Source organism: Enterococcus sp. AZ015 (assembly GCF_050499225.1).
Classification (GTDB): Bacteria; Bacillota; Bacilli; order Lactobacillales; family Enterococcaceae; genus Enterococcus_D; species Enterococcus_D entomosocium.
The window spans coordinates 880,684-894,792 of record NZ_JBMHEX010000001.1; the positions used below are offsets into that span (position 1 = coordinate 880,684).

The 14,109-nt window shown below is 43.1% G+C and carries 11 protein-coding genes and 2 pseudogenes; all 13 read left to right on the plus strand.

Going from position 1 to position 14,109, the window contains the following annotated elements:
* The first annotated feature begins 76 nt into the window (after positions 1-76).
* The 13 genes and pseudogenes from IGK85_RS04000 to ftsX all read left to right on the plus strand — a co-directional run bounded on the left by IGK85_RS04000 (position 77) and on the right by ftsX (position 14,048).
* Positions 77-1,387 (plus strand): DEAD/DEAH box helicase, encoded by a 1,311-nt coding sequence (locus IGK85_RS04000; protein ID WP_008377316.1) that lies wholly within the window; start codon positions 77-79, stop codon positions 1,385-1,387.
* Positions 1,377-2,060 carry a ComF family protein gene (locus IGK85_RS04005; protein ID WP_008377318.1) on the plus strand — a complete coding sequence of 228 codons (684 nt, stop codon included), beginning with the start codon at positions 1,377-1,379 and terminating at the stop codon, positions 2,058-2,060. The genes IGK85_RS04000 and IGK85_RS04005 overlap by 11 nt, the downstream gene beginning before the upstream one ends.
* A gap of 137 nt (positions 2,061-2,197) precedes the next feature.
* Positions 2,198-2,755, plus strand: coding sequence for a ribosome hibernation-promoting factor, HPF/YfiA family (gene hpf, locus IGK85_RS04010; protein ID WP_005237301.1), 558 nt, complete (start codon positions 2,198-2,200; stop codon positions 2,753-2,755).
* Between the two features lie 188 nt (positions 2,756-2,943).
* On the plus strand, positions 2,944-3,891 hold the full coding sequence (locus tag IGK85_RS04015) for a LacI family DNA-binding transcriptional regulator (protein WP_008377320.1): 948 nt from the start codon (positions 2,944-2,946) through the stop codon (positions 3,889-3,891).
* Between the two features lie 156 nt (positions 3,892-4,047).
* Positions 4,048-5,313 (plus strand): extracellular solute-binding protein, encoded by a 1,266-nt coding sequence (locus tag IGK85_RS04020; RefSeq protein ID WP_061053856.1) that lies wholly within the window; start codon positions 4,048-4,050, stop codon positions 5,311-5,313.
* 160 nt (positions 5,314-5,473) lie between these two features.
* Positions 5,474-6,763, plus strand: a complete 1,290-nt coding sequence (locus tag IGK85_RS04025) for a carbohydrate ABC transporter permease (protein ID WP_005237298.1) — start codon at positions 5,474-5,476, stop codon at positions 6,761-6,763.
* Positions 6,764-6,765: 2 nt separating this feature from the next.
* Positions 6,766-7,599 (plus strand): sugar ABC transporter permease, encoded by an 834-nt coding sequence (locus tag IGK85_RS04030; RefSeq protein ID WP_005237297.1) that lies wholly within the window; start codon positions 6,766-6,768, stop codon positions 7,597-7,599.
* A gap of 10 nt (positions 7,600-7,609) precedes the next feature.
* Entirely contained in the window at positions 7,610-8,425 is an 816-nt protein-coding gene (locus IGK85_RS04035) for a maltodextrose utilization protein MalA (RefSeq protein ID WP_008377324.1), read from the plus strand.
* A 247-nt stretch (positions 8,426-8,672) separates the two neighbouring features.
* Positions 8,673-11,057 (plus strand): annotated as a pseudogene (gene secA, locus IGK85_RS04040) (preprotein translocase subunit SecA); the annotation flags it as partial.
* Between the two features lie 45 nt (positions 11,058-11,102).
* Positions 11,103-11,177 (plus strand): annotated as a pseudogene (locus IGK85_RS04045) (SEC-C metal-binding domain-containing protein); the annotation flags it as partial.
* Positions 11,178-11,264: 87 nt separating this feature from the next.
* Positions 11,265-12,372 (plus strand): peptide chain release factor 2 gene (gene prfB / locus IGK85_RS04050; protein ID WP_101495161.1). Its coding sequence is split into 2 segments (ribosomal slippage): positions 11,265-11,336 and positions 11,338-12,372, totalling 1,107 coding nucleotides; the frame shifts between segments, so codons are not numbered across the junction.
* A gap of 112 nt (positions 12,373-12,484) precedes the next feature.
* Positions 12,485-13,171 carry a cell division ATP-binding protein FtsE gene (gene ftsE / locus IGK85_RS04055; protein WP_005237293.1) on the plus strand — a complete coding sequence of 229 codons (687 nt, stop codon included), beginning with the start codon at positions 12,485-12,487 and terminating at the stop codon, positions 13,169-13,171.
* Positions 13,164-14,048 carry a permease-like cell division protein FtsX gene (gene ftsX, locus IGK85_RS04060; protein WP_005237292.1) on the plus strand — a complete coding sequence of 295 codons (885 nt, stop codon included), beginning with the start codon at positions 13,164-13,166 and terminating at the stop codon, positions 14,046-14,048. The genes ftsE and ftsX overlap by 8 nt, the downstream gene beginning before the upstream one ends.
* Positions 14,049-14,109 lie beyond the last annotated feature (61 nt).

Genomic DNA, 14,109 nt, shown 5'->3' on the forward strand with positions numbered 1-14,109 from the left:
CCTGTAATCGGTTCAAGTACTTTTCAAAAAGTACTTGAACCGATTTTTTTGCGTAGTTAAAACTGAGGTGTATGTTATGACCAATCAAAAAGGAAGACAATTTTTTGTTTTAGATGAAACAATGAGTGTAGGAAAAACTTTTGATTCTCGACCGGCAATGCTCGAGCAGGGGAAGAGAATCGTTTGTCAGCGTTGCGGTTCTTCCCACCACAAGCCGTCGGTTCTATTGCCGATAGGCTGCTATTACTGTCCAACTTGTATTCGCTATGGTCGGATCACATCAGATGGCCAACTCGTAATTCAACAAACGGATCTTCCAGCCTTTGATCACAAGATCGTTTGGCCAGGAGTGTTGACTTCGTTTCAGCAAAAAATTTCTCAGCAACTAGTGGCAAATTGTCGACAAAAGAAATCGTCTCTTGTTTGGTCAGTCACGGGTTCAGGGAAGACCGAGATGATCTTTGAAACGATCCGCCACATACGGCAAGAAGGTGGTCGTGTGGCGATCGTCTCGCCACGGATCGATGTCTGCCGTGAACTGTTCCCCCGGATTCAACAAGCGTTCCCACAAGAGGCAAGCCTGCTCCTTTATGGGAAATCAGAAGAACCTTATCGTTATACAACGATCCTTATTGCCACCACTCATCAGCTACTGCATTTTTATCGCAGCTTTCAACTGATCGTGGTGGATGAGATAGATGCATTTCCCTACGAGGGCGATGCGCAGCTGCGTTACGGATTATACAATGCCTTGGCAGAAAACGGGTGTCTGATCTATTTAAGTGCGACGCCTTCAGAACGACTGCTGCAAGAAATTCGTGGAAAATTCGCTGTCTTGAGAATGCCGCTGCGGTTTCATCAGCGTCCATTGATCGTTCCAAAGCCTGTTCATTATAGTCACTGGGCGCAGGCTTATCGCAGAAAACGTTGGCTGCGACCATTGCTGCAGCAGTTGCAGCGGCTGCTTCAAAAAAACTTTGTCTTGGTGTTTTGTCCAAGCATTGCGCTGATGAAGGAAGTAGAAGCGGCTGTCCGCCGACAAGGCACGTCATGGTCTTTGACTAGCGTTTCGTCGCAAGATCAAAAACGGAGCGAAAAAGTAGCGTCTGCTCGTCGACAGATTTACAAGGTGTTGTTTACAACGATGATTTTAGAGCGTGGGGTGACGTTTGAAAACGTCTCAGTCATCGTATTGGGTGCTAATCATCCAGTCTTTACAAAATCGGCGCTCGTGCAAATTGCTGGTCGTGTCGATCGTAAAGGGGCCTATACGGAAGGGGAGGTCATTTTTTTCTACGACCAAATGACGGAAGCAATCCGTCAAGCAATCAAAGAAATCAATGAGATGAACCAATTAGCAAGGAGCTGGTTGACCGATGGAGTGTAGTTGGTGCCAAATATTTTTTTCAAGAGAGGTAACGATCATTGAGCTGTTGGCTCCTTGGCGCATCCCCGAAAAAGAATTATGTCCACAATGCGCTCAGCGATTTACAGTGATCGATTGGCAAAGCTGCTGCCCAACATGTGGCAAAAAGGATACCATTTCCTGCAGTGACTGTCTCTTTTGGGCGAAAACCTGTCCCATGATCCATTTGCAGCATCGGGCACTGTTTGCTTACGATCAAGGGATGAAGGAGTGGATTCACGAATACAAATTAATGGGAAACTATCAGTTGCGAGAGACCTTTGCTGCTGCCATCAGACAAAAGATCAACAACTTTGATTACGATTGTTTGATACCCATCCCGCTATCGGCAGAACGTTACCAGGAGCGAGGGTTTAATCAAGTGACCGCTGTGCTGGACGCAGGCGGAGTTAAGTCGAAAGAATGGCTGGATAAAGTGGTTGATACCGCACCACAAGCTCAACGTTCTCGCAAGCAACGATTAGAGGAGGCGCAACCTTTTGCGGTGAAGCCAGAGGCAACGGTTGAAATAAAAAACAAGAAACTGTTGTTGATCGATGATGTTTACACTACCGGTAGAACGTTATATCACGCAGCTGAAGCATTGCAGACCTTTGGCCCCCAGTCGATTCGATCCTTTTCCTTTGCCCGTTGAATCGTTATTTTGAAAACGCTTAAAGAAATTTGTTCGATTTACTAGGCAAATGAGCAAGAGTTCGATATAATAGAGTTAAGAAGAAGAAAAGAGTGGTCCTTTTCCTTCTTTACTGGTAGACGAAAGGGGTAATTTTTATGTTTAGATATAATGTGCGCGGCGAAAATATCGAGGTAACAGAAGCGATCCGTGATTACGTCGAGAAAAAAGTAGGTAAATTAGAACGTTATTTTAACGATGTGCCGGAAGCAACAGCACATGTTAATTTGAAAGTTTATACTGAAAAAACAGCAAAAGTAGAAGTAACGATTCCTTTACCATTCTTAGTTCTGCGTGCGGAAGAAACCTCACCTGATCTATATGCTAGTATCGATTTGGTTGTTGACAAATTGGAACGCCAAATCCGCAAATTTAAAACAAAAATCAACCGCAAATCTCGCGAGACAGCATTGGTTCCGCCAACAGATGGTGATTTGTTCACAACTGAAGCAAACGATGAAGAAAACAATGGTTCTGAATTAGACATCGTACGTACAAAACGTTTGTCTTTAAAACCAATGGACAGTGAAGAAGCTGTTTTACAAATGAACATGCTTGGACACAACTTCTTTATCTTTGAAGATGCGGAAACGAATGGAACGAGCATTGTGTATCGTCGAAAAGATGGCAAATACGGGTTGATCGAAACCGATTAACAAGTGTTGATACCTTTTTCTCGACACCCCAAAAAAATAGTCTTTTTTGACAGAGTAGCTGAGAAGCTACTCTGTTTTTTTATACTCGTTAAATTGGCTGGAAATCTTTTTTATATAGAGAGTGTCTTGGTTCTTCTTTTGGTTTATTATGTTATACTATAGATGAAATAATACAAGGAGAGTGAATCATGACTACGCTAGCAGATGTTGCTAAAAAAGCAAATGTTTCCGCAATGACCGTTTCTCGAGTGATCAATCATCCGGACAAAGTAACTGAAGAGTTAAAGCAGCTGGTTCATCAAGCGATGCTTGAATTGGATTATCAGCCGAATATTGCTGCCAAATCATTAGTTTCCAAGCGTTCCCATATCATCAAAGTGTATATTTTAGAGGAGATGGATACGACGGAACCTTACTATATGAACTTATTGGTTGGGATCGCTCGTTCTATTGGTAAAGCACACTATTCTTTGCAGCTAGTTACGACTGACGGGGTGGATCGTGGTCCAGCAGATGGCTGCATCATTACGGGCTTTCGCCAGGCTGACATGGACTGGATAAGAAATTTAAGAAAGCCTGTGGTGTTGTTTGGCGAAAATGAAGCTGGGTTCAGTTTTGTTGACAGTGACAACTACCAAGGAATCGTTTCTGCATGCAAACATGCTATCGACACCGGCTATCAACAATTGGTCTATATTGGTTTAGAGTTGGAAGAAGCGTTTACGAAAAGCCGAGAAAAAGGGTACATAGATACAGTCACAAAAGCGGGAATATCACCAAAAGTCTATCGTTTTGACAACCGATCTTCCGCCGCCCGCAAGTTTATCCAATCGCAGAATGAGCATTTAATGAAAAACACTTGTTTTATCTGTGCCACAGATCGTTTAGCGTTAGGCATCAATCAAGGCTTACAGTCGATCGGAGCGGAGGTGCCAGATGATTTTGGGATCATCGGCTACGATGGCGTATTCCTTGATCAGGTAAGTTCGCCAAAATTGACAACGATGAAGCAAGCCATCGTGGAAATGGGGGAAGTTTGCGGCGAATTATTGATCCAAAAAATCGAACATAATGATACGAGCCAGCGACAACAGCGCTTTTTACCTCAACTCGTGGTTCGTGAATCCACAAAATGAAAAATTAAGCAAATGGTTGCGCAATTTCTTTTCGATTCCTCGACATCTTAATTTAAAGGCTTTTTCTATTTTTGTTATCGCTAACATTTAGAAAAGGTTTGCCATTTTAAGAAACCGGTTGCATAATGGAGTTACAAATTGCAGGAGGTAAACAGGATGAAAGTGAATTGGAAAAAGGCAGCTCTAGGATTAGTTTCAGGAAGTGCGTTGTTAGCGCTTGCGGCGTGTGGCGGCAACGGCGGTAGTACCGATGGTAGTAATGCAGATGCAGGTTCAGGTAGCGATGAAAAAACGCTCACGGTCTCTGTAGGCGCAGACTATATTGATTATATCAATGAAGTGAAATCTGACTTTGAATCTGAAAATGATGTTACCATCAACGTTGTAGAAATGGATATGTTCGATCAAATGGATGCGCTTCAACTAGACGGTCCTGCTGGGAAAGGTCCAGATGTTACGATGTCTCCTTACGATCGTGTAGGTCAAGTAGGCTCGCAAGGGCATTTGGCAGAAATGACTTTGCCAGATGATGGACGGTACAGCGATACAGACAAGCAACAAGTGACGATCGATGATAAAATCTATGGCGCACCAGCAATGATTGAAGCAGTTGTCATGTTCTATAACAAAGATTTGATCGATGAAGCGCCAGCAACTTTTTCTGATTTAGAAGAGCTAGCAAAAGATGATCGTTTTGCAGAAGGCGATGACAATGTTGGTTTCTTAGCTCGTTGGACAGACTTTTATTATACGTATGGTCTATTAGCTGGTTATGGTGGTTATGTCTTTGGGGATGAAGGGACAGATCCATCTGATTTAGGGATCAACAATGAAGGTTCTGTTGAAGCAATCACGTACGCAACTGATTGGTTCCAAAATGTCTGGCCGCAAGGAATGCTGGATGTATCAGCCAACGAAAACTTGATGTTAGATTACTTTAACCAAGGCAAAACAGCAGCCATCATTTACGGACCATGGGGCGTGAACGGCTTTGAAGAAGCAGGGATTAACTATGGCGTAGCGAAAATCCCAACGCTGAGCAATGGCAATGATTATGAAACGTTTGGTGGTGGAAAAGCATGGGTTGTTTCCAACTACTCACAAAACAAAGACATTTCTCAACAATTTGTCGAATATTTAACAAACGAAGCTAATCAAGAGAAATTGTATGAAATGCGTCATGATATTCCAGCAAACATTATGGCTCAAGAAACAGTTGCTGCTTCTGATGATCCAGTAGCAAAAGCAGTGATCGAGCAATACAGTGTTTCACAACCAATGCCAAATATCCCTGAAATGTCTGAGGTTTGGGTAGGGGCTGAAAATATGCTGTTTGATGCAGGTTCAGGCAATATGACTCCTCAAGAAGCAGCGGATAATGCTGCCAAAACAATCGAAGAAGCGATTGAGCAGAAATATTAATAAATAGCCGATTACGGTCTGTCATTCATGTCGACGATTCTATAGAGGATGTTTGTCAAAAGGATTCCTTGCAACGTAGCACGCAAGAAATTGCTTGATGAGATTGATTTCTATGGATCGTCGGCCGCTTGGCAGACTTTCGATTTTAAGGAGGATACATATGAGGACGAATTCAAAAGCCACGCAGACAGCGCTTCTTTCAATCATCCCTGGGGTGGGACAATTCAAAAATGGTCAGAAATTTAAAGCGGGACTCTTTTTTGCGGTCTTTCTAATTTTTCTAGGCGAAATGCTTTTGTTCGGTGGACAAGCATTATATAACTTTGTCACACTGGGATCAGTACCGATGGAACACAATTCTTTGTTCTTGTTGATCGAAGGAACGCTACAGGTCATTGTTACCGTTATTTTCATTATCTTTTGGGTTTTAAATATCAAAGATGCCTATCAAGTTCGCCAAAGTATTGAAAAAGGGTTCCCGGTGGCAGTTACGAGAAAAGAGTTTTTCAATAAATTGTATGAGGATGGTTTCGCTTATCTATTGACGATCCCAGCCTATCTGGTGATGATCGTAGCAATTATTTTTCCGGTAATGGTGACACTCTTCATGGCGTTTACCAACTATGATTTTCGACATATTCCGCCAGCAAACTTAATCGACTGGATCGGTTTTTCGAATTTTACGAATATCTTCACCTTAAGTTCTTACCGCGACACCTTTGTAAAAGTGTTTAGTTGGACGGTGATTTGGACCGTTTTAGCAACTACTTTGCAAATTACCTTAGGAATACTGACAGCTGTTGTTGCCAATCAAAAATTTGTGAAGTTCCGTCGGGTCTTCGGGGTGATTTTCTTGCTTCCTTGGGCGGTGCCAGCGTTTATCACAATCATGAGTTTTTCAAATATGTTTAATGATACCGCAGGAGCGATCAATACGCAGGTGATCCCGCTATTGAACAATCTGCCCTTTGTGGATATTGGGAACATTGCTTGGAAAACCGACCCGTTTTGGACAAAGACCGCGATTATTTTGATTCAAGGTTGGTTAGGGTTTCCATATATTTATGTTATGGTCTCAGGGATTTTACAATCCATTTCTGAAGATTTGTATGAAGCAGCCAAAATGGATGGAGCAAATGCGATTCAGCGTTTTCGCAATATTACGTTACCGGCGATCTTTTTGGTGGCAGCACCAACCTTCGTTACGCAATATACAGGGAACTTTAATAACTTCTCCATGATCTATCTCTTTAACGAAGGTGGTCCAGGAAGTTTAGGTGGAAATGCCGGTTCGACGGATATTTTGATTTCATGGATCTACAAATTGACGACGGGCGGCTCGCCACAATACTCGATTGCTTCTGCATTGACCTTGATCATTTCCTTTGTGGTGATTTCCATTTCATTACTGGTGTTTAAAAAGACGAATGCATTTAATATGGAGGATTGAGGATGAAAAAGAAAAAGTTTTCTTTCAGCAAATTATTTACCTACTTGTTTATGATCGCTTTATCGATCGTTATCATCTATCCCTTGTTGATTACCGCAACCTCAGCCTTCAAGGCAGGGAATATGATCGCCTTTCGCTTGGATTTTGATGCGGATTGGACATTGAACAACTTTCGACGATTGTTCAATGAAACCCCCTATTTGACATGGTATAAAAACACCTTGATCGTGGCTGTTTCCACGATGGTGATCCAAGTAATGATCGTAACACTGGCAGGGTATACTTACAGTCGTTATCGCTTTGCCGGTCGTAAGAGCAGTTTGATGGTGTTCTTGATCGTTCAGATGGTGCCAACGATGTCGGCGTTGACCGCTTTTTATGTCATGGGCTTATTAGCAAACGGTCTAGATAGTTTCTGGTTCTTGACACTGATCTATATCGGTGGTGGGATTCCCATGAATACTTGGCTGATGAAAGGGTACTTTGATACGGTACCGATCGACTTGGATGAATCAGCAAAACTTGACGGTGCAGGGCATTTCCGCATCTTTTGGCAAATCGTTTTGCCCCTCGTAAAACCAATGGTTGCCGTCCAAGCATTGTGGGCCTTTATGGGGCCATTCGGCGAATTCTTGCTGGCGCGGTTCTTGCTTCGCTCACAAGAGCGTTTGACCGTCGCAGTCGGGCTGCAGACCTTTATCAACGATGCCCGTAATCAACGGGTCGCACTCTTTGCGGCTGGTGCGATTTTGATCGCCGTACCGATTGCTGCACTGTTTTTCTTCTTACAAAAATACTTTGTTTCAGGTTTGACCTCGGGCGGAACAAAAGGATAGGAATGATAGGATGTCTGAACAACGATTTCCCTTAACATACTTTGGGGCCATATTTTCTCCAACAAAAGTCTATGCATGGCGTAAAAAATTAAATCGCTGGCAGCAAGTGTTTGTCTATATTTTCTTGATGTCCTTGCTGATGATCCCGCTGACCTTGATGATCAGCAAGCAAACGGATCAAGCATTTGCAGCATTTTTCCCCCATGCAAAAACACTCATGACTGCTGAGACAGCAGCCGAATACAGTGAACTGCAGCTGGAAGATGGCAAACTTTTAACGGATGAGTCACAAGTCTTTTCGCAAACAGAAGCGGGCATTATAGGTGTTGCGCTTTCAGAAGCGGACCTTGAGGAAGCAAAATATGCCATCAATTTTCGTGAGACAGACTGGACCATCAAAGAGGAAATCGATGGACAAACCTATCATTATGAGATGCGTTACACGGCGGAAATGATGCCTGATCAAGTGCATGATGCGGCTTCGTTTCAGAAAGTGATCGAAGACGGCTTTTATCGCAACAACGAGACGGCGATTTTCTTCAGCCAGACGATCACGGTGGCATTTTTATTGGTGGCAATGAATAGTATCCTCGTCATGGGCGCAGCGTTTTTCCTCTGGCTGACGAAAAAGTCGCGACTGTCGACGATCAGCAGTTTCAAAGAAAGTACCAACGTGATTTTAAATGCACTGGGGGCAGGCTCTCTGGTGGCGATGTTGGCAGGATTTATTGGCGCGGACATCATCTTGATGATTGGGATCCAATCTTTAGGCATGCTGCTGATGCTCTTCTTAGCTTTCTTAAAAACCCGTTTTAAAACGGCCTAATTTGCAAATATTCGCAACAAGTCATTTGGACGTGCGCTGGACTTTGGGCACCGATCGATGGCTTGTTGCGTATTTTTTCCCTTCGTTTCTTTAAAATCTGTGAAAAAAGGTTAAGAATCCGTTTATCACGCAAGATTGATGCGATAGTTCTATCGAAAAATATTTCATTTATGGTGAACTAGTGCTAAAATAGTTAGGAGAGTTTCCAGCTAGGATAATGTAGAAGTAAAAGGAGAATTATTAAGGTATGGCCAATTTTTTTAGAAAATTAATCGAAAACGACAAAAAAGAATTAAAACGTCTTGACCATATTGCGAATCAAGTTGAATCACATGCGGATGAAATGGCCGCTTTATCTGATGAACAATTACGCGGGAAAACCGATGAATTTCGTCGTCGTTTCCAAGAGGGAGAGACTTTGGATAAATTATTACCTGAAGCTTTTGCAGTAGTACGTGAAGCTGCAAAACGCGTTTTGGGTCTTTATCCTTACCACGTCCAATTAATGGGTGGGATCGTCTTGCATGATGGGAATATTCCAGAGATGCGTACCGGTGAAGGGAAAACCTTGACGGCGACATTACCTGTTTATTTGAATGCCTTGAGTGGTCAAGGCGTCCATGTCGTAACCGTCAATGAATACTTGGCAACTCGTGACTCGACTGAGATGGGAGAGCTGTACAACTTTTTAGGATTGACAGTAGGTTTGAACATCAACTCAAAATCAGCAGAAGAAAAACGTGCGGCGTATGCTTGTGACATCACTTATAGTACAAACAATGAATTAGGGTTTGACTATTTGCGGGACAACATGGTGGTTTATCGTCATCAAATGGTACAACGTCCATTAAACTATGCCATTGTCGATGAAGTCGATTCGATCTTGATCGATGAAGCGAGAACGCCATTGATCATTTCAGGACAAGCAGAAAAATCGACCGCGCTATACAATCGGGTCGACAATTTCGTCAAACGCTTGACGGAAGAAGAAGACTACAAAATCGATATTCAATCAAAAACGATCGGCTTGACAGAACGCGGGATCGAAAAAGCGGAAGAGACCTTCGGCTTAGAAAATTTGTATGATATCGAAAACACCGCATTGACCCATCACTTGGACCAAGCGTTGCGGGCGAATTACATCATGATTCGTGACATTGATTACGTGGTGCAAGATGGCAAAGTAATGATTGTTGACCAATTTACAGGTCGGATCATGGATGGCCGCCGCTATTCTGACGGGCTGCATCAAGCGATCGAAGCAAAAGAAAGTGTCGAGATCGAAGATGAAACCAAAACGATGGCGACGATCACATTCCAGAACTACTTCCGGATGTACAAAAAACTGTCTGGGATGACCGGTACTGCGAAAACGGAAGAAGAAGAGTTTAGAGAAATCTATAACATGCAAGTCATTCAGATTCCTACGAACAAACCGATCTTACGGGATGATCGTGCGGACTTGCTTTATCCAACACTTACCAGCAAATTCCAAGCAGTCGTTCAAGACATCAAAGAACGCCACCGCAAAGGGCAACCAGTCCTTGTAGGGACGGTCGCTGTTGAGACTTCTGAATTACTATCATCAATGCTTGATCGGGAGAAAGTTCCTCATGAAGTATTGAATGCCAAGAATCACTTTAAAGAAGCGGAAATCATTTTGAATGCTGGGCAAAAAGGTGCTGTAACGATCGCGACCAATATGGCTGGTCGGGGAACGGATATCAAGTTGGGTCTTGGTGTTGCAGAACTAGGCGGATTGGCAGTTATTGGTACCGAGCGTCACGAATCACGACGGATCGACAACCAGTTGCGGGGACGTGCGGGACGTCAAGGAGATCCAGGGATGTCGCAATTTTACCTGTCGCTAGAAGATGATTTAATGAAACGTTTTGGTTCTGAACGAATCAAAGTGTTCTTAGATCGGATGAAAATCGATGAAGGCGATGCCGTGATCCAAAGCAAGATGCTTTCAAAACAAGTAGAATCTGCCCAAAGACGAGTGGAAGGGAATAACTACGATACCCGGAAAAACGTCTTGCAATACGATGACGTAATGCGAGAACAGCGGGAAGTTATTTACGGACAACGTCAAGAAGTAATCATGGAAGAAACGGATCTTTCACCACAATTAATGAATATGGTGAAACGTTCCATCAGCCGTGTCGTTGACAGTCATACGCAATTAGAAGAAAGCAATTGGAATTATGAAGGAATCGTTGATTTTGCTGCCAATGCACTTGTTCATGAAGATACCATCAGTATTGAAGACATCAAGGGCAAATCAGCTCAAGAGATTAAAGATTATCTAAACCAACGGGCAGAAGAAGTCTTTGAACAAAAGAAAACACAACTTAATAGTCCAGAACAATTACTGGAATTTGAAAAAGTAGTGATTTTACGAGTCGTTGATACGAAGTGGACCGACCACATCGATGCCATGGATCAATTGCGCCAATCGGTTGGGTTACGGGCTTATGGACAAAACAATCCGTTAGTTGAATACCAAACAGAAGGATTCAATATGTTTGAAAACATGGTTGGAGCCATCGAGTATGAAGTAACTCGTCTGTTTATGAAGGCAGAAATCCGCCAAAACGTTCAACGGGAACAAGTAGCCCAAGGAGAAGCACAAGGGGTAGAAGAAGCACCGGCTGCCCAAGCGCCAAGTTTCAAAAACGTGGGCCGCAATGATCCTTGTCCTTGCGGAAGCGGGAAAAAATTCAAGAATTGCCACGGGAAAAATATGTAACAAGTTTTGAAAAAGGTGAAGTAGGCTGGCAGACGTTTTTGTCCAGTCTACTTTCGTTTGTAAGAAAAAAAGAAAGAAGGAATTTTAATGGAAATCGCAGATATTCGGAATCAATTGACCCAGATGAATGAAAAAATAATCAGTTTTAGGGGGTCTCTTTGACTTAGATCAGTTAGAAGAGGACATTGCGGAAGCGGAACACCAAATGGCAGATCCTACCTTTTGGGATGATTCAGAAAAAGCTCAACAAGTCATTAACGCCAACAATGCCAACAAAGAGACTTACGATCAATTCAATCAGCTAGCAGAAGAATTGGAAGAACTCGAAGTGATGTTGGAAATGATTCAAGAAGAAGCCGATCCGGAAATGGAAGCAGAACTTGATGCGCGAATCGGTAAGTTAAATGAGAAAATGGCTTCTTATGAATTGTCGATGTTGTTAGATGAACCCTATGATCGAAACAATGCCATCATCGAGCTGCACCCGGGAGCAGGCGGTACCGAGTCGCAAGACTGGGGCAGCATGCTGTTACGGATGTATACTCGTTTTTGTGAACAACATGGGTATCAGGTGGAAACTTTGGACTATCAAGCCGGTGATGAAGCGGGGATCAAAAGTGTCACATTACTTGTGAAAGGCCACAACGCCTATGGCTATTTGAAGTCGGAAAAAGGCGTGCATCGCTTGGTCCGTATTTCACCTTTTGATTCTGCTAAGAGACGGCATACGTCATTTTGCTCGGTGGATGTGATGCCAGAATTAGATGGGGCGATCGATGTGGAGATCAACTCAGATGATTTGAAGATCGATACGTACCGCGCAAGCGGCGCTGGTGGACAGCACATCAACAAAACCGAATCTGCTGTGCGGATCACTCACATTCCAACAGGTACAGTGGTCGCTAGCCAAGCCCAGCGTTCACAGCTGAAAAACCGTGAGCAAGCGATGGGGATGTTGAAAGCTAAGCTGTATCAATTAGAAGTCGAAAAGAAAGAACAAGAAGCAGCAGCCTTGCGAGGCGAGCAATTAGAGATCGGCTGGGGCTCGCAAATTCGTTCTTATGTCTTCCATCCCTATTCAATGGTCAAAGATCACCGAACGAATTTCGAAACTGGGAATGTACAGGCAGTCATGGATGGCGATTTGGACGGCTTTATCGATGCCTATTTGAAGCTGAAACTGAATCAAAAATAACCTGGTATGACTTAAACAGATTGAAACACAATTGTAATCTGTTGCAAGCAAGGTGAAATATATTCATGCTATAATAAGCCAGAATGAAAATTTGAGATGGAGAGATAGCTGTATGATAGAAATGAAAGATATAATGAAAAAGTACTCTAATGGTACGACTGCTATCCGTAACCTTTCGATTTCAATTGATCAAGGGGAGTTTGTCTATGTCGTTGGACCATCCGGCGCCGGAAAATCAACCTTTATCAAATTGATGTATCGAGAAGAAAGAGCAACAAAAGGCGTTTTGAATGTCGCAGGATATGATTTGGTCGGCATGAAAAACCGTGAGATCCCTTTGATGCGCCGGGAAATCGGCGTGGTCTTCCAAGACTACAAACTTTTACCGCGGAAAACGGTCTTTGAAAATGTTGCTTATGCAATGCAAGTTATCGGACGCAAACCCCGTGATATCAAAAAACGGGTGATGGAAGTTTTGGATTTGGTCGGACTGAAACATAAAGTTCGGGTCTTTCCAAGTGAACTTTCCGGTGGGGAACAACAACGGGTGTCGATCGCTCGTGCCATCGTAAATACACCGAAGGTATTGATTGCGGATGAACCAACCGGAAATCTAGATCCTGAAAACTCATGGGAAATCATGAAATTGCTTGATCGAATCAATGCACAAGGAACAACGGTCGTTATGGCGACCCATAATAGTACGATCGTAAATACGATTCGTCATCGCGTGATCGCGATTGAGAATGGCCGCATTATTCGCGACCAAGCGGAAGGAGAATATGGTTACGATGATTAGAACATTTTTCCGTCATCTCCTGGAGAGTATTAAAAGTTTAAAGCGTAACGGCTGGATGACTATCGCGTCATTGAGTGCCGTGACGATCACATTAACATTAGTCGGTATTTTTCTAGGTGTAATCTTAAATGCAACAAAACTAGCCGAAGATATTCGTGAGAATGTGGACGTGTCGGTTTTCGTTGATATTGGTACAGAACAAGAAGACATGGATGCTTTAGAACAGGCCTTAAATGATCTGCCGAACGTTTCAGAAGTGACATTTTCTAGTCGAGACGAAGAATTGCAGAAGATCCAGGATGCCATGGGGGATTCATGGAACTTGTTCGAAGGCGACAGTAATCCACTGTATAACGTATTTGTTGTAAGTGCCACAGATCCAGAGTATACGACAGAGATCGCAGAACAAGCTGGGGATTTGCCGAATGTCTTTAAAGCCGATTACGGTGGAGACTCTTCTGACCGAATCTTTGAATTGTCTGCGGCTGTGCGGACTTGGGGCTTAGCTGCTGCTGTCTTACTGATTTTTGTGGCAATGTTCCTAATCTCTAATACGATTCGGATCACGATTTTGTCCCGTCAAAGAGAAATTCAAATCATGCGTCTGGTTGGGGCGAAAAACGGCTACATTCGTTGGCCATTCTTCCTTGAAGGAGGCTGGATCGGACTCTTAGGATCAATTGTCCCAATTGCGTTGATGTACTTCGGGTATCATCAAGTTTATGCAATGGTCAATCCATCCTTGCTACGTTCAAATTACAGCTTAATTGCACCAAATATGTTTCTAATACAAGTGTGCGGTGTGATGGCACTGATTGGTATCGTGATTGGTTCGCTTGGTTCCGTCTTATCAATGCGCCGATTTTTAAAATTCTAAACGTATGTTTTATTAAAGTCGATCGTCAGATCGGCTTTTTTTGTTTCATCACAGTGTTTCT

Bases quoted from the DNA above. Each gene is read 5' to 3' on its own strand.
- IGK85_RS04030 (WP_005237297.1), top strand. From the start codon at position 6,766: ATGAAAAAGAAAAAGTTTTCTTTCAGCAAATTATTTACCTACTTGTTT.
- IGK85_RS04005 (WP_008377318.1), top strand. From the start codon at position 1,377: ATGGAGTGTAGTTGGTGCCAAATATTTTTTTCAAGAGAGGTAACGATC.
- IGK85_RS04000 (WP_008377316.1), top strand. From the start codon at position 77: ATGACCAATCAAAAAGGAAGACAATTTTTTGTTTTAGATGAAACAATG.
- IGK85_RS04025 (WP_005237298.1), top strand. From the start codon at position 5,474: ATGAGGACGAATTCAAAAGCCACGCAGACAGCGCTTCTTTCAATCATC.
- IGK85_RS04015 (WP_008377320.1), top strand. From the start codon at position 2,944: ATGACTACGCTAGCAGATGTTGCTAAAAAAGCAAATGTTTCCGCAATG.
- ftsX (WP_005237292.1), top strand. From the start codon at position 13,164: ATGATTAGAACATTTTTCCGTCATCTCCTGGAGAGTATTAAAAGTTTA.
- ftsE (WP_005237293.1), top strand. From the start codon at position 12,485: ATGATAGAAATGAAAGATATAATGAAAAAGTACTCTAATGGTACGACT.
- hpf (WP_005237301.1), top strand. From the start codon at position 2,198: ATGTTTAGATATAATGTGCGCGGCGAAAATATCGAGGTAACAGAAGCG.
- IGK85_RS04035 (WP_008377324.1), top strand. From the start codon at position 7,610: ATGTCTGAACAACGATTTCCCTTAACATACTTTGGGGCCATATTTTCT.
- IGK85_RS04020 (WP_061053856.1), top strand. From the start codon at position 4,048: ATGAAAGTGAATTGGAAAAAGGCAGCTCTAGGATTAGTTTCAGGAAGT.